Below are 15,847 nucleotides of genomic sequence, written 5' to 3' on the forward strand. Positions count from 1 at the left end.
CGCCTGCCGCGCGGCCCTTCCCGGCCTGCGCTCAGTCGAACCGTTCAGGAGTGATCATTTATGCATATCCATATGCGCGCCGCCCTGTTGGCCGGGGCTGCGCTGCTGGCGGGGTCCGTGTGGGCCCAGCCGCTAACGCTCGACCAGGCGGTCGAGCGGGCCATCGCTGCATCGCCAGAGCTTAGAGCCGGCGAAGCGGGGGTCGACGCCGCGCGCGCCGGCCAACTGCAAGCTCGCGTCCGACCCAATCCGACCGTGTCGGTCGACATGGAAAATGGAGTCGGGACGGGCGGCTACGGCCTGTTCCGGCAATCGGAACTCACCGTCACCTATTCGCAGCCGCTCGAACGCGGCGGAAAGCGGGAGGCGCGGATGGCGCTTGCCGAACGCGGGGTCGTTCTCGCCGAGGCGCAGTGGCGGCTCGTCCGGCTCGATATCGCCCAGGAAGTGCAGCGCGCCTATATCGACGTCCAGATCGCCGAGCAGATGGTCTGGATCGCAGAGGATCGCGTCAAACTCGAAAAGGAGATGCGCACCGAAGCGATCCGGCGCATGCGCGGCTACAAGGATCCGCTCTTCGTCGAGACCCGCGCCGATGCCCGCATTCTCGAAGCCGAGCTGGCACTGAAGGAAGCCCAAGCCAAACGGCAGTCCGCAAGAGCATTGCTCGTATCCTTCTGGGGCGGCGCTCCCGACAGCCTCGTTATCGCCGAGGGTATCGAGAAGCCCGATCCGCGCGATCCGCCGCTGGCCGAAGCCGATGCCGCGGTGTTCGACGCCGCCGTCAATCGCGCCCGGGCACAGGTTGTCGTCGAGCAAAGCCGCGCGCACCAGGACTATACGGTGTCGGGCGGCACTCGCTTCCTTCGCGAGACCAATGATGTCGCCGTTCTCGGCGGAATCTCGATCCCGCTCGGACGCTTCGACCGCAACCAGGGCAATATCGCCCGGGCGCAGGCCGAACGGCGGCAGCTCGAATTCCAGTCCGAGGCGAGCCGCCTCGAACGACTGCGGCGCCTCGCGTCGCTGCGCGCCGATGCCGACGCCGCACGGGTGCGGGCCGAGGGCATCATGAACGACGTCTATCCCAAGGCGGTGAAGACGCTCGGTCAGGTGCGCGAAGGCTATGCCCGCGGCGGCTTCCTGTTCGCCGATGTGCAGGATGCCGCCGACGTCATCATCCAGATCCAGGGTCAGTGGGCCGAGGCCATGACGCGCTACCGCGATTTGCTCGCGGAAATCGATCGCCTGACCGGCCGCTTCGATGCGGCTCCCCTTGCGGAGAATATTCCATGAAGAAGTTTCCATTTCCCGCCGCTGCAGCGGCGCTGTTCCTTGCCGTCCCGCTCGCTGCCTGCGGCGGCGGAGCCGAAGGCGAAGACAAACATGCAGAAGGTGAGAGCCACGCCGAGGGCGAAGGCGAAGAAGACGCCGAGGGCCCGAATGGCGGCAAATTGCTCAAAAATGGCGATTTCGCTGTCGAAATCACGATTTTCGAGAATGGCACCGAGCCGCAGTTCCGAGTTTTTGCGACCCGGGACGGGAAGCCGGTCGATCCCAAGGAAGTCCAGCTCGCGATCACGCTCACGCGGCTTGGCGGCGACGTCGATCGCTTCACCTTCCGCCCGCAGGGCAAGTTCCTGGCAGGGCAAGGCGTCGTTACCGAACCGCACAGCTTCGATGTCGAAGTCGTCGCGGTGACTGGCGGCAAACGCCACGTCTGGAAATATGCCAACCCTGAGGGCCGCACGCGGATCGCGGCCGACGCCGCCAAGGCCGGCGGCATCGAGACCGCCGTCGTCGGACCGGCGACGGTCGGCGAGAGGCGCGAACTCTATGGCACTGTCCAATTGTCGCCAACGGCCCGTTCCGAAATTCGCGGTCAATTCCCCGGCCGCGTCGTCTCGGTCACAAAGGCGGTGGGCGACACGGTTCGCCGCGGCGAACTTCTCGCACGCATTGAATCGAGCGAAAGCCTCCAGGTCTATCCGGTGCATGCGACGGTCGGCGGGGTCGTTGCCGAGCGCAACGCCAACCCCGGCGATGTCACCGACGGGCGGGCGCTCTACGTCATCACCGATCCCGCGCAGACGACGGTCGTCTTCAACATCTTCCCCCGTGACCTCGCGATTATCCGTCCGGGCATGCGGGTGACGGTCGAGACGCAGGACGGCGCCGAGATCGCGACCGCGCCACTCGAGCAGTTCCTGCCCGACGGCAATGTCGAGGCGGGCACTGCGCTCATCCGCGCGACCATCCCCAACCGCTCGGGAACGCTGCGCCCCGGCATGGCCTTGCGCGGCCGCGTGATGGTCAACCCCGTCACCGTGCCGCTGGCCGTGCGTACCGAGGCGATCCAGCCCTTCCGCGACTTCAAGGTGGTCTATGCCAATTTCGGGCAGGACTATGAGGTCCGCATGCTGAAACTCGGCCGTTCGTCGCCCGAATGGACCGAGGTCCTGTCGGGCATCAAGCCCGGCACCGCCTATGTCACCAAGGGCAGTTTCCTCGTTCGCGCCGACATCGAAAAGTCCGGCGCGGGCCACGACCATTGATCGGGGAGCAGGATAATATGCTAGCCAGAACCATAGGCTTTTCGATCCGGCAACGATGGCTCGTCCTCGCGGTCGTCGCGCTCCTGTGCGCGATCGGCGCGTGGAGCGCGACCAAATTGCCCATCGACGCCGTTCCCGACATCACCAACGTCCAGGTCCAGATCAATACCAAGGCTGAAGGCTATTCGCCGCTCGAAGCCGAGCAGCGGATCACCTACCCGATTGAGACCGCGATCGCGGGCATCCCCAACCTCAACTATACCAGGTCGATCTCGCGCTACGGCCTGAGTCAGGTCACGGTCGTTTTCGAGGACGGGACCGACATCTATTTCGCGCGCCAGCAGGTCAACGAGCGGCTCCAGGCCGCAAAGGGGCAGCTGCCGCCCGGTATGGCGCCCGAAATGGGGCCGATTTCCACCGGCCTCGGCGAGATCTTCATGTTCTCGATCGAAGCCGAACCGGGCGCACGAAAGCCGGATGGCACGCCCTACACGGCGGAAGACCTCCGAACGATGTCCGACTGGGTCATCCGGCCGCAGATGCGCACGATCCCGGGGGTCGCCGAGATCAACACGATCGGCGGCTATGCCCGCCAATATCATGTGACCCCCTATCCGGCCTCGCTCGCTTCGCTCAATCTCTCGCTCAACGATGTCGTCACCGCGCTGGAGGCCAATAATGCAAATCGCGGCGCCGGCTATGTCGAGCGCAGCGGCGAACAGATATTGATCCGGGTGCCGGGGCAGGCGAACAATGAGCGCGACCTGTCGCAGATCATCGTCGCCACCCGCGGCGGCGTTCCGATCCGGATCGCCGACGTCGCCGATGTCGCGATCGGTTCGGGCCTTCGCACGGGCGCGGCGACTGAGAATGGCAAGGAGGTCGTCCTCGCAACGGTCTCGATGCTGATCGGACAAAATCCGCGCGTGGTGGCGCAGGCCTCGGCCGAACGCCTCGTCGAAGCGTCGCGTGCTTTGCCGAAGGGTGTTGTCGCGAAGCCGCTCTATGATCGCACCGCGCTCGTCGAACGGACGATTTCGACGGTGCAGAAGAATCTCGCCGAGGGCGCGCTGCTCGTCATCGTGATCCTCTTCCTGCTGCTCGGCAATTTCCGGGCGGCGCTGATCACGGCGGCGGTTATTCCCGTTGCCATGCTGATGACGCTGACGGGCATGCTCCAGACGCGGACATCGGCGAACCTCATGAGCCTCGGCGCGCTCGACTTCGGCCTCATCGTCGACGGGGCCGTCATCATCGTCGAAAATTGTCTTCGCAGGCTTGGCGAGGCACAGCACAGGCTCGGACGGCTGCTCGATCGCGACGAACGCTTCGGCCTCGTTGCCTCGGCGAGCGCCGAAGTGATCAAGCCGAGCATCTTCGGCATCATCATCATCACCGCGGTCTATCTGCCGATCTTCGCGCTCGAAGGCGTCGAAGGAAAGACCTTCCACCCGATGGCGATCACGGTCGTCCTCGCGCTGACCGCTGCTCTTCTCCTGTCGCTCACCCTGGTTCCGGCCGCGGTGGCGCTCTTCGTTACCGGCAAGGTCGAGGAGAAGGAGAATTGGCTGATGCGCGGTCTCGGCAAGGGCTATCGTCCGATGCTCGACCGCGTCCTGAATTGGCCGAAGGCGGCGCTTTCGGGTGCGCTGCTGCTCGTCGCGCTCAGCGGCGTGGCGGCGACGAGTCTCGGGTCCGAGTTCATCCCGGACCTCGACGAAGGCGATATCGCGATGCACGCGATGCGCATTCCGGGAACGAGCCTGACCCAGTCGATCGCGATGCAGGAGGCGCTGGAGAAGAGGATCAGGCAGTTCCCCGAAGTCGAGCGGGTGTTCGCGAAGATCGGCACGCCCGAGGTCGCGACCGATCCGATGCCACCGTCGGTCGCCGACAATTTCATCATGCTCAAGGATCGGAAGGAGTGGCCCGAGCCCAGAAAGCCGCGCGACCAGCTCGTCGCCGAGCTCAACAAGGCGGTAAACGAAGTGCCGGGGAACAATTACGAGTTCACCCAGCCGGTGAAGATGCGGATGAATGAACTGATCGCCGGCGTTCGCGCCGACGTCGCGATCAAGCTGTTCGGCGACGATCTCGATCAACTGCTCGAATCGGGGCGGGCGATCGAGGAGGTGGCCGGCGGGATCGCGGGCGCGCAGGACGTGAAGCTCGAACAGGTCACCGGCCTGCCGATGCTTTCGGTCACGCCCGATCGCGACAAGCTTGCGCGCTATGGCGTGAGCATGGAGACGGTCCAGGATGCGGTTTCGACCGCGACTGGCGGGCGGCAGGCGGGCGAGCTCTTCGAGGGCGACCGGCGTTTCGACGTCGTCGTCCGGCTTCCCGAGGCCATTCGCACCGACCTCGCGTCGCTCGGCAATCTCCCCGTTGCGCTTCCGGCCGGCGGCTTCGTGCCGCTTTCGGAGCTTGCGGAGATATCGCTCGCGGCGGGGCCGAACCAGATCAGCCGCGAGAATGGCAAACGCCGCGCGGTGATCACGGCGAATGTCCGTGGTCGCGATCTCGGCTCGTTCATCGACGAACTGACCCAGAAGGTCGAAGCCGATGTCGTGCTGCCCGACGGTTATTATATAGAATATGGCGGGACGTTCGAGCAGCTCCAGTCGGCGACCGAGCGCCTCCAGATCGTGGTGCCGCTCGTTCTGCTGCTGATCTTCGGCCTCTTGTTCATGCTGTTCGGGTCGGTTCGCGATGCGGCCATCGTCTTCTCGGGCGTGCCGCTGGCGCTGACGGGAGGGGTCGCGGCGCTGGCGCTTCGCGACATTCCGCTCTCCATCTCGGCGGGCGTCGGGTTCATCGCACTCTCCGGGGTCGCGGTGCTCAACGGCGTGGTGATGCTATCCTTCATCAAGGATCTTCGCGAACGCGGAAAGGCGCTCGTCGATGCAATCCGCGAGGGCGCGCTGACCCGCCTCAGGCCGGTGATGATGACCGCGCTGGTTGCGTCGCTCGGCTTCGTACCGATGGCGCTCAATGTCGGGGCAGGATCCGAGGTGCAACGGCCGCTGGCGACCGTGGTCATCGGCGGGATCATCTCATCGACGATCCTGACGCTGCTCGTCCTGCCCGCGCTGTACCTCATGGTCCACAGTCGCAGCGCGAAGATCGAAGAAGAGGAAGTCGCCGGGCCGCGGCGTGAGCCCGGCCTTGCGACCTGAAGCCAGGCCCTCACGGTTTGCTGCAGCGCTTGGGCGCAAGCGGCCGGCCGCGAACAGGGGCGGAACCCTGAGGGGTTCCGCCTCCTTTTAGGGATGCTTGGTATGAGGAGCGTGAAATGATAGACAAGACAGGCAGCACCGACCGCGAAAAGCAGACCCTCCAGATCGTTCTTTTCCTGAACGCGGCGATCGCCATCGCCTTTCTCATAACCGGCGCGCTGGGAGATTCGAGCGCCCTCATCGCGAATGGCCTCGACAATTTATCGGACGCGGCGGTCTATGCCCTGAGCCTTGTCGCACTAAGCCATGGCATCAAATGGAAGACCCGCGCGGCTACAGCGTCGGGCGTTATGCTATTGATCTTCGCGGCCGGCGTCCTGTTCGATGTCGGGCGGCGCTACTTTCAGGGTAGCGAACCGATCGGCGCTACGATGATGATCATGTCGGCGGTCGCGGCGGTGGTGAACTATGCCTGCCTGAAGCTGCTTCAGCGCATTCAGAATCCCGACGTCAACCTTCGTGCGGCAACGACCTTCAGCTTCAACGACTTCGTTTCGAACGGCGGCATCCTGATCGCCGGCGTCCTCGTCTGGTGGCTCGGCACGAACTGGCCCGACTTGCTCGTCGGGTTCGCCACTGCGCTGATTGCCATCAAGGGCGGCATCGAAATTCTGCGCGATGCCCGAAAGGAGACTCGCGGCGCCGCAAGCGACGACCCCTGAATTTGAGAAATAACAAGGTGAAGACCGAATGATGAGTGCGAGGAAACCACCGCTAGACCGCGGACGGCAGCGTCGCCTCGATCGCCTCAATCACCCGGCAATCGGCTATGCGGCCGCCCTCACAGAGCTGGACGATCCGGGCGAGTTCTGCGCGAAGGCGCACCATGCGTTCCAGACGCTCGTCGACGTCGAGCAAATGTCGCGCCGCCAGAGCGCGAACCTCGGCGCAGTCCTGCTCGGGTCCTGCCGCGAGGGCTTTCAGTGAACGAATTTCGTCGATCGAAAATCCCAGCCCCCTCGCACTCCGGATAAACGCCAGGCGCCTGACATCCTCGGGACCATAGCTGCGACGTCCGGAGGCGGTGCGCGCCGCCGGTGGTAGAAGCCCGATGTCCTCGTAGAAGCGGATTGTATTGACCTTCGTACCCGTCCGGCTCGCCAGCGCTCCGATGGGAAGTCCTACCTCACGGCCCATATGCACCTCAGAAATGCCTTGCTTCTACAGCTACTGGAGAATGTAGGACAATGCGATGAGCGAAAGCAACGACAGTAACTGTGGCTGTACGGGCGATACCGTGCGTGCCGAGCGTGATCCCGCCTATCGACGGGCGCTCTGGATCGTGGTGATACTCAACCTCGGTTTCGGTGTGTGCGAAATCATCGGCGGCTTCATCGCCAACAGTCAGGCCCTCAAAGCGGATTCGCTCGACTTCATCGGCGACGGTTCGATCACTTTGGTGGGATTACTGGCGCTGGGATGGTCTGCTGCAAGCCGTGCACGGATCGCGCTAACCCAGGGACTGTTCCTCGGTGCGCTCGGGCTGGGAGTGATTGCCTTTGCCGTGGCGCGGGCCTTAAATGCCGAGCCACCCGAAGCCGAACTCATGGGCGTCATCGGCATAGTCGCCTTGGCCGTGAACGTGACCGCGGCGCTGGTTCTCTCGCGATTTCGGGACGGCGATGCCAATGTGCGGGCCATCTGGCTGTTCAGCCGAAACGATGCGATCGCGAATATCGCCGTCATCGTCGCGGCCATATTGGTCGGCTGGACGGGCAGCGCCTGGCCCGATCTTCTGGTGGCGGGCGTCATCGCCCTTCTCTTCCTGCATTCGGCCACGGAGATCGTGCGCAATGCACGCGCCGAGCTGCGCCCTTCGCAGGCATAGCAAAATGAGGGCATATTCCACGCTTCGGCGCGCTGCGGCAATCTTGCTTGCCATGCTGGTGCTGCTTCCGGCCGTGGCACGCGCCGACACGACGTCGGTGCAGACTACCTGGCGCCTGCTCGATTATGTCGCGGTGGACTATGGCGGTGCGGTACATGACGGCCGGGTCATCAGCCAGGCAGAATATGCCGAAATGCTCGAGTTCACCGATTCGGCCGCCGCGAATATTGCAGCGCTGCCACCCAAAGGCGCACGTGCGCAATTGGTGGCTGACGCGAAGCGGCTGAAGGCAGCCGTTGTCGCCAAGGAAAGCCCACGAGAAGTCGCACGGCAGGCCCGTTCGGTCGCAGCGGCGTTGCTCAACGCCTATCCGGTGCCACTTGCGCCGGCGCGCAGCCCAGATCTTGCGAGGGGCGCTACTCTCTATGGGCAGAATTGCGCATCGTGCCACGGCATGTCGGGCGATGGCCGCGGCCCCGATGCAGCCAGGCTCGATCCACCGCCGATCGCCTTTTCCGATGCTGCGCGCGCTCGCGAACGCAGCGTCTTCGGGCTTTACCAAGTGATCGAGCAAGGCCTCGACGGCACGGCAATGCAAAGTTTCGCCGACCTTCCTGCCGCCGATCGCTGGGCCCTCGCCTTCTACAGCGGCCGCTTCGCTTTCCGTGATACGACGCAGGGCGAGCGGATCTGGCAATCCGACGCTGGTGTGCGCCGCCTGGTGCCTGACATGCCTACGCTGACGGCAATGACGCCGGCGGCGCTCGGTGCGAAGATCGGACAACCGGAGGCCGACGCCGTGATGGCCTATCTCAGGGCTAATCCGCAGGCCGTCACGGGGTCGGGGGCTGGGTCGCTGGCGCTGGCGCGGGAACGGCTCGAGCAGAGCTTCGCTGCATATGCTGCGGGGAAGAGGCAGCAAGCCGGAGAACTTGCGTTGTCCGCTTATCTCGACGGGTTCGAACCCCTGGAACCGCTCCTCGCGTCGCGTGATGGCGCCCTGATGGCGCGGATCGAGACGGCGATGGGGGCAGTGCGCGCGGCCATCCAGAAGGGCGCGCCCGTCGCCGAGGTACGCCACGAGATTTCGGCGCTCGACACGCTCTTCACCGATGCCGAGCAGGTGCTCGCCCCCGAACAGGCGAGCAGCACGTCGGCCTTTGTCGGCGCCCTGACGATCTTGCTGCGTGAGGGCCTGGAGGCACTCCTCGTCGTCATCGCGATCGTCGCCTTCCTGCGAAAGGCCGAGCGCCCGGAGGCGCTGCGTTATGTGCATGCCGGCTGGGTTGCGGCCCTTGCCGCAGGGGGCCTGACTTGGGCGCTCGCGACCTATGCCATCGGAGTCAGCGGGGCGAGCCGCGAATTGACCGAGGGCTTCGGATCCTTGCTCGCGGCTGTCATTCTCCTGTCGGTCGGCATCTGGATGCACGGAAAGTCTCAGGCCGACCAATGGCAGCGCTATATTCACGCAAAGCTGAGCGCGGCGCTCTCGAAACGCTCGTCCTGGTTCCTGTTCGGGCTCGCCTTCCTGGCCGTCTATCGCGAGGTGTTCGAGACCATCCTGTTTTATGCGGCGCTGGCATCGCAGGGCAGTGGCGGGGCTGTCTTCGGCGGCTTCGTGACCGGCCTTGTCCTGCTGGCCGTCATCGCCTGGGCGATGCTCCGCTACAGTCAGCGGCTGCCAATCGGCAAATTCTTTTCGTATAGCTCTGCCCTCATGGCGGTGCTCGCCGCCGTACTGGCGGGCAAGGGAACGGCGGCGCTGCAGGAGGCAGGCATGCTCTCGGTAACGCCCGTGAGCGGCTGGCCTCGAGTAACGCTCCTGGGTATCTATCCGACGCTGCAGGTCATCCTCATGCAAGCCGCCGCGCTGGTCATCATAATCCTTGGCTTCTGGTATAATCGCCGGGCCATCGAAGCCGGGCGGCCTGCCAAAGCCGGCAATCAGTCTGCGTAGAATTGCGACACCCGACCGGTTGCCAACCCGCCCACATCCGCGTCATAGGCCGATTGTGGGCCTCGCCGAACCGACCCATCGCATATTCCCGATACAAATTGACAGACATGAACATATCGGATAATCCCGATGCATGCAAATTGATGCCGCCTTGTCCGCCCTCGCCGCTCTGGCGCATCCCACCCGCCTCGATGCCTTTCGCTTGATCGTCCAGAATGAGCCCGAAGGGCTATCGACGGGACAGCTCGTCGAAGCGTCGGGGCTCAATCAGAGTAGTTTTTCGACGCACCTCGCGGTTCTGGTGAAGGCGGGCTTGGTGATACCGGAAAAGCGCGGCCGGCAGATCATCCAACGAGCGGATATCGACGCACTTCGCGGCCTGATGCTCTTCCTCGCAAAAGACTGCTGCCAAGGACGCGCTGAACTGTGTGAGCCGCTGCTCGCCGAACTTGCCTGCTGCTGATCGGCCCATTCAGCGCTTGAGGGAGAAGTCGATGACCGACAAGATTTATAATGTGCTGTTCCTTTGTACCGGCAACAGCGCCCGCTCGATTCTAGCCGAAGCTCTGCTGAACCGCATGGGCCAGGGGCGGTTCCGTGCCTATAGCGCCGGGAGCTTTCCCAAAGGCAAGGTCCATGCACAGGCGCTCGCGCTTCTCGATGAGCTCGGGTTCGAGACCGAGGGTCTGCGCTCGAAAAGCTGGGACGAATTCTCGGGCCCGGACGCGCCCAAACTCGATTTCATCTTCACCGTCTGCGACAATGCCGCCGGCGAGACCTGTCCGGTCTGGCCCGGCAAGCCGATGACCGCGCACTGGGGGATCGAAGATCCCGCCGCGGTCGAAGGCCCGGGCCAGCGCGAAGCTTTCGAACGTGCGCTGCACTATCTCTCGAACCGGATTTCGCTCTTCCTCGCGCTCCCGCACGAAAGCATCGACGAGATGGCAATGGCGCGCAGGTTGAAGGAAATCGGCGGCATCGAGGGCGCGACTGGCGAGCGGGAGACAGGCGCATGACCGCCGACATCATTATCTATCACAATCCCGAGTGCGGGACGTCGCGCAACACGCTCGCGCTCATTCGCAACGCCGGCATCGAACCGCATGTCGTCGAATATCTGAAGACACCGCCGTCGCGAGCCCTGCTCGAGCGGCTGATCGAGCGCGCCGGTATCACGCCGCGCGAGCTCCTCCGCGAAAAAGGCACGCCCTATGCGGAACTCGGCCTAGGCAACCCCGATCTCACCGATGGCGCACTCATTGATGCAATGATGGCGCATCCGGTCCTCATCAATCGCCCGCTCGTCGTCACATCGCTCGGGGTGAAGCTCTGCCGCCCGTCCGAAGCGGTGCTCGACATCATCCCTGCCCGCCAGCTTGGCGCCTTCGCCAAGGAAGACGGTGAACAGGTGGTCGATGCCGGCGGCAACCGCGTCCATGCCTGAGGGGATCATCATGATTGCCGCAAAGCGTGAACGCCTGTCCTTCCTCGATCGCTATCTGACACTCTGGATCTTCCTTGCAATGGCGCTCGGCGTCCTCTTGGGATCGCTTTTCAAGGACCTCCCCGCTGCGATCGACGCGATGTCGATCGGAACGACGAATATCCCGATCGCCATCGGGCTCATTTTGATGATGTATCCGCCGCTTGCACGCGTGCGCTATGACGAGCTGCCGCGCGTGTTCGAAGACAAGCGCGTCCTAGCCATCTCGCTGAACCAGAACTGGATCATCGGGCCGGTGCTGATGTTCGCGCTCGCGGTCGTCTTCCTCGCGGACAAGCCTGAATATATGACTGGCCTGATCCTGATCGGTCTCGCGCGCTGCATCGCAATGGTGATCGTGTGGAACCAGCTCGCAAAGGGCGACAATCAATATGTCGCTGCGCTCGTCGCGTTCAATTCGATCTTTCAGATCCTCTTCTTCAGCGTCTATGCCTGGTTTTTCCTCACGGTCCTGCCGCCGCTCTTCGGCCTCGAAGGCAGCGTCATCGACGTCAGCTTCTGGACGATCGCCGAGGCGGTGCTCATCTATCTCGGCATCCCGTTTATGGCAGGATATCTCACCCGCAAATGGCTCGCCAGCGCCAAGGGCAACGACTGGTACGAGACGCACTTCCTGCCGAGGATCGCGCCGATCACCCTCGTCGCACTGCTCTTCACCATCGTCGCGATGTTCAGCCTCAAGGGCGGCGAGATCGTCACCATCCCCGGCGACGTCATCCGGATCGCGATCCCGCTGACCATCTATTTCGTCGTGCAGTTCCTCATCAGCTTCTGGATGGGCAAGCTGATCGAGGCTGATTATCCACGCACGACCGCGGTCGCCTTCACCGCCGCGGGCAATAATTTCGAGCTCGCGATCGCGGTCGCGATCGCCGCCTTCGGCCTCGCCTCGCCGGTCGCCTTCGCGGCGGTCATCGGCCCGCTTGTCGAAGTGCCGGTCCTCATCCTCCTCGTCAGCGTCGCATTCCGCCTCGGACGTCGCTGGTTCCCGGCGAGCGTTCCTTCACAAGTCTGAGTATCATGACAGAACAGACCCACAGCCGCCTGCGCGCGCTCTCCGACGCAGACCATTTTCCCGCATTGAGCCCCGAATATCTCCACGCACAGCCGGCGTTTGGTCTGGGGCCGCTCGATCCCGCGCCGCGCATCCTTCTTCTGTACGGATCGCTGCGCGAGCGCTCCTACTCGCGCCTCGTTGTCGAGGAAACGGCGCGTCTGCTCCAGCTTTTCGGCTGCGAGACCCGCATCTTCGATCCTTCCGACCTGCCACTGCCCGACCTCATCGCCGATGACGATCATCCCGCGGTCGAGGAACTACGCCAGCATTCGCTCTGGTCAGATGGCCAGGTCTGGTGCAGCCCCGAGCGCCACGGCCAGATCACCGGCATAATGAAAGCGCAGATCGATCACCTGCCGCTCGCCTATAGAGGTCTGCGTCCCACGCAGGGCCGCACTCTCGCCGTGATGCAGGTCTCGGCGGGATCGCAGTCGTTCAACAGCGTCAACACGCTGCGCATCCTCGGCCGCTGGATGCGGATGATCACCATCCCCAACCAGTCGAGCGTTGCCAAAGCTTATGCGGAGTTCGACGAGGCAGGCCGCATGCTGGCGTCGAGCTATTATGACCGGATTGTCGATGTTGCCGAGGAGCTGGTGCGGTTCACCGTGCTGACGCGCGGCCACGCCGACCAGCTTGTCGATCGCTATTCGGAGCGCAGGGATCGCAACGCCCCTATCCTGACACCCGCACAGCTGGCCAAATTGCCGGGGGCGTGATGTCTTGTGGCCGCGAACTGGTGCCGATCAGGATCGACGCCGCAGCTTGCCGAATTCGCGGTCACCGCTCATGAAGCGCTCGATCATCGGGGCAATCAGCCGCTCCGCCGGCAAAGGCTCGGGGAGCCCATTGGCCCTGGCATGGATGCGGGCATAGTCTGCAAGATCGCGCATAATGCCTCCCGACAGTTCAACCGTGACCTTGACCGGCCGATCCTCGGCGATGGGTCCGAGCCGCAGCTTGCTCATCGGGATTCGCCGCTGAAAAGCGGCTCCAGCACCAGGTCACGGGTTACGATGACCCGAAACGCGAAACCGGGACTGATGGTGATAGTGGGCGGTATGGCGAGTTGCCGGTCGACGATCTGCCGGCCGGTCTGACCGATCGAATCCTGCGATCCCGACCGGATCGCACGAACGAGCCGATCGTCGTCGTCCGCTCCGAGCTCGGCGCCGACACCGAGCAGCGTCGATATGAGCGCGGCCTTGAACATATGGCCCCAATGATAGTCGGTGCGATCCGCCAGCCCCGCCATTCCGCCGGCATCCGCTCCGGGGAGCCGGCCAAGTGCGATCGAGCGACCGCCGGGAAAGGTCAACCGATCCCAAGTCAGTAACACGCGATTCTGTCCCGCCACGATCTCGCTGTCATACTCCCCGATCAGGCGCGAGCCTTGGGGGATCAGGAGAATGCGTCCCGTCGGACTGTCATAAATATTCTGCGTCACCTGCGCTGTGATCTGGCCCGGAAGATCGGAACGGATGCCGGTGATCAGCGCCGCCGGAATGATATTCCCGGCCTGCACGACATAGGGCGAAGCGAGCGGGACGATGCGTTCGCCGCTGTCTGTCCGGCGCGGACCATCTCCCCTCAGAAAGGGACGAGCCGGGGCTTCTGCGCCCGATGGATTGATCGCCTGCGCCGCGGGCGGCGCAGGTTGTTCCGCGGTACTGGCCGAGGCGCTGCCTCCCCCGCTTGCCAGGAAAAGATTGCTGGAACGCGCCGCGTCGCTTTCCTGGATCCGGCGCTCACGCGCCTGATCCACCGCCCGCTGTCGTTGATCGGCCGGCGGTGGAACAGCCACCATGGGCGGCGGCGTTATCATCCCGCCCTCCTTCTGCGCTGAGACGATCGGTCGCCCGAGGTCACCGGGAAGCGGCGGCCCGAGTTTCGGAACCGCGCCATAATCCGCGGGCGCGCCCGTAATGACCTCCGAGCGGTTGGGGCGATCGGTCTCATAGAGATTCTTGTCGGCTTGGGGAGCAGGCGACCGCAGCGCCCAGAGCAGAGCACCGGCGATAGCAAAGCCTGCCGCGCCGCCGATAATCGCGAGCGTCCGGCGCGAGAGGCGCATGACAGGCGGCATCTCGCCCTCAAGCCGGAACCCGTCGGGGCTGGACGGCGCGACGGGGCGTTCCGCCGCCAGGGCTTCAGGAGGCGGTTCTGCCTTCCCTTCCCGTTCCGGCCCGCTCATGACCGCCCCCGACGGCGCTTGTCGTCGCGCTCGATTCGCACCTTCTTCGCGCCGCGCCCGTTGCCAAGCCGCAGTTCGGCGCGTTCGAACAGGCGGTCGACGATGAGGAACCGGCCTTGCACGCGGTAATTGACGAGCTCCGCACCCTCCTTGTCACCGAGCACGAAGAGCGGGGGCATATCGCCCTCGGCAATGCCGTCGCCAAACTCGACGAACAATTGGCGACCGTCGTCGAAGATGCGCAGCGGGCGCCAGGGCACCTTGTCGCCGCTGATCCGATAACCAAAATTGAGCGCCGCAAAGTCGATGCCGCCCGCAACGGGAGCAGCGCGCTCCCGCTCGGTTTCGGCCGCTCGCAATGCGATCAGCTCATCGGCCGGGTAGGACCAGCTGACCGCCGCCATATATGTCGCAGGCGTTGCACGCAGTTCGAGATGATAGGTGCGGCGGTTGGTGTTGATGACGAGGTTCGTCATGATGTCGGGGCGGGTCGGCTTGACGAGAATATGAACGCGCCGCGACACACCGGCGCCGCTCAGCGTGTCGCCGATGACCCAGCGCACCGTATCGCCGGCAGCGACCGGCCCGGGCCCGACGAGCTCTTCGCCTTCCTGGAGCGCGATATCGGTGACCTGCCCCGGCGCCGTATAAATCTGGAACAGCGCGCCATCGGCCCAGGCATATTTCTGGATCGCGTTGAGGAATGTGGCACGGTCCGGCTGGACGCGCGCCGCGTCATTGGCCCGGCCGACCTGCATCTTGACGTCGGAGGGCGCGGCAACCGCGGGAAATGCGAGCGCGGCTGCGGTCACGAGAAAGATAAAACGCGTCACTGGCTGAGCTCCTTCGACCAATTTACGGCGGTGACAAAAATTCCGAGCGGGTTGCGCCGCAAAGCATCGGGTGTGCGGGGCGGCTGAACCGTCACGGTGACGATCGCCGACCAGCGCGACGTCTCGAGAAGGCTGCCGTCCTGATAGCGGCGCTCGGTCCAGGCGATACGAAAGCTATCCTTGGAGGCGCGGATCACGCTCGACACATCGACCGCGACCTGTCGCTTGCCGATCTCCGCGAAGGGATCGTTCAGCCGGGCATATTCATTGAGCGCCTGCGCACCGCTAGCCGTGGTGAAATCATAGGCGCTGAGCCAGTCCTTGCGCAGCACCACCGGGTCGGCCGGGATCGACCGGACATGCTCGATGAAGCGCGCGAGATGGAAGGCAATTTGCGGATCGGTCGGCGACCAGTCGGCGTCTGCGGGCGCGACGGCCCTTGCCTCGCCGAGCTTGTCGACCTCGACCACCCAGGGCGTGATCGTGCCGCGCAGCGACTGCCAGACCAGCGCCGAGGCGAGACCGCCTGACAGAAGCAGGGTGCCGAAAAAGGCGAGCCGCCAATTCTTCGCCTGGACGCGCGCCGAGCCGATGCGATCGTCCCAGACCTGCCCCGCGCGCTGATGCGGCGTGACCGGGACGGGCGAGATCCCATAATGATTGGAGGGCCTGCGGAAAAT

Annotated in this window: 16 protein-coding genes; 11 read left to right on the forward strand and 5 right to left on the reverse strand. The window is 64.3% G+C overall.

Annotated features, from left to right (window positions below; genetic code table 11):
- The first annotated feature begins 60 nt into the window (after positions 1–60).
- The 4 genes from AC3WS4_RS21140 (at position 61) to AC3WS4_RS21155 (ending at position 6,456) form a co-directional block, all read left to right on the forward strand.
- Complete coding sequence (locus tag AC3WS4_RS21140) at positions 61–1,296, forward strand: TolC family protein (RefSeq protein ID WP_067179737.1); 1,236 nt, start codon at positions 61–63, stop codon at positions 1,294–1,296.
- Positions 1,293–2,555: an efflux RND transporter periplasmic adaptor subunit gene (locus tag AC3WS4_RS21145; RefSeq protein WP_067179735.1), complete on the forward strand. Its 1,263-nt coding sequence runs from the start codon at positions 1,293–1,295 to the stop codon at positions 2,553–2,555. Before AC3WS4_RS21140 ends, AC3WS4_RS21145 begins: the two co-directional genes overlap by 4 nt.
- 17 nt (positions 2,556–2,572) lie before the next feature.
- Complete coding sequence (locus tag AC3WS4_RS21150) at positions 2,573–5,734, forward strand: efflux RND transporter permease subunit (protein ID WP_089217534.1); 3,162 nt, start codon at positions 2,573–2,575, stop codon at positions 5,732–5,734.
- Positions 5,735–5,850: 116 nt separating this feature from the next.
- Positions 5,851–6,456, forward strand: coding sequence for a cation efflux transmembrane domain-containing protein (locus AC3WS4_RS21155; protein WP_058818126.1), 606 nt, complete (start codon positions 5,851–5,853; stop codon positions 6,454–6,456).
- A 52-nt stretch (positions 6,457–6,508) separates the two neighbouring features.
- On the opposite strand, the gene AC3WS4_RS21160 is transcribed toward AC3WS4_RS21155, so the two are convergent.
- A complete protein-coding gene (locus AC3WS4_RS21160; RefSeq protein ID WP_058818127.1) occupies positions 6,509–6,931 on the reverse strand; it encodes a MerR family transcriptional regulator in 423 nt (140 codons plus the stop codon).
- Positions 6,932–6,986: 55 nt separating this feature from the next.
- Between AC3WS4_RS21160 and AC3WS4_RS21165 the strand changes: the two genes are divergently transcribed.
- The 7 genes from AC3WS4_RS21165 to arsH all read left to right on the forward strand — a co-directional run bounded on the left by AC3WS4_RS21165 (position 6,987) and on the right by arsH (position 12,859).
- A complete protein-coding gene (locus AC3WS4_RS21165; protein ID WP_058818128.1) occupies positions 6,987–7,622 on the forward strand; it encodes a cation diffusion facilitator family transporter in 636 nt (211 codons plus the stop codon).
- A gap of 4 nt (positions 7,623–7,626) precedes the next feature.
- Entirely contained in the window at positions 7,627–9,579 is a 1,953-nt protein-coding gene (locus tag AC3WS4_RS21170; protein WP_058818129.1) for a cytochrome c/FTR1 family iron permease, read from the forward strand.
- A 133-nt stretch (positions 9,580–9,712) separates the two neighbouring features.
- On the forward strand, positions 9,713–10,042 hold the full coding sequence (locus AC3WS4_RS21175; RefSeq protein ID WP_058818130.1) for an ArsR/SmtB family transcription factor: 330 nt from the start codon (positions 9,713–9,715) through the stop codon (positions 10,040–10,042).
- Positions 10,043–10,073: 31 nt separating this feature from the next.
- Positions 10,074–10,595: an arsenate reductase ArsC gene (locus AC3WS4_RS21180; RefSeq protein WP_058818131.1), complete on the forward strand. Its 522-nt coding sequence runs from the start codon at positions 10,074–10,076 to the stop codon at positions 10,593–10,595.
- Positions 10,592–11,023, forward strand: a complete 432-nt coding sequence (arsC, locus tag AC3WS4_RS21185) for an arsenate reductase (glutaredoxin) (protein WP_058818132.1) — start codon at positions 10,592–10,594, stop codon at positions 11,021–11,023. Before AC3WS4_RS21180 ends, arsC begins: the two co-directional genes overlap by 4 nt.
- Positions 11,024–11,033: 10 nt before the next feature.
- Positions 11,034–12,098 carry an ACR3 family arsenite efflux transporter gene (gene arsB / locus AC3WS4_RS21190; protein WP_492738015.1) on the forward strand — a complete coding sequence of 355 codons (1,065 nt, stop codon included), beginning with the start codon at positions 11,034–11,036 and terminating at the stop codon, positions 12,096–12,098.
- A 5-nt stretch (positions 12,099–12,103) separates the two neighbouring features.
- A complete protein-coding gene (gene arsH, locus AC3WS4_RS21195) occupies positions 12,104–12,859 on the forward strand; it encodes an arsenical resistance protein ArsH (RefSeq protein ID WP_058818133.1) in 756 nt (251 codons plus the stop codon).
- A 27-nt stretch (positions 12,860–12,886) separates the two neighbouring features.
- Here arsH and AC3WS4_RS21200 read toward each other — a convergent pair whose 3' ends face one another.
- Genes AC3WS4_RS21200 through trbF form a run of 4 tightly spaced genes read right to left on the reverse strand, consistent with a single transcriptional unit; the run spans position 12,887 to position 15,847 of the window.
- Positions 12,887–13,108: a DUF2274 domain-containing protein gene (locus AC3WS4_RS21200; RefSeq protein WP_058818134.1), complete on the reverse strand. Its 222-nt coding sequence runs from the start codon at positions 13,106–13,108 to the stop codon at positions 12,887–12,889.
- Entirely contained in the window at positions 13,105–14,334 is a 1,230-nt protein-coding gene (locus AC3WS4_RS21205; protein WP_137890095.1) for a TraB/TrbI/VirB10 family type IV secretion system protein, read from the reverse strand. Before AC3WS4_RS21205 ends, AC3WS4_RS21200 begins: the two co-directional genes overlap by 4 nt.
- Positions 14,331–15,167 carry a P-type conjugative transfer protein TrbG gene (trbG, locus tag AC3WS4_RS21210; RefSeq protein WP_492738018.1) on the reverse strand — a complete coding sequence of 279 codons (837 nt, stop codon included), beginning with the start codon at positions 15,165–15,167 and terminating at the stop codon, positions 14,331–14,333. The genes AC3WS4_RS21205 and trbG overlap by 4 nt, the downstream gene beginning before the upstream one ends.
- Entirely contained in the window at positions 15,164–15,847 is a 684-nt protein-coding gene (trbF, locus tag AC3WS4_RS21215; RefSeq protein ID WP_077032451.1) for a conjugal transfer protein TrbF, read from the reverse strand. Before trbF ends, trbG begins: the two co-directional genes overlap by 4 nt.

The sequence above is a fragment of the Sphingopyxis sp. EU05-FHT14B03 genome, from assembly GCF_058790875.1.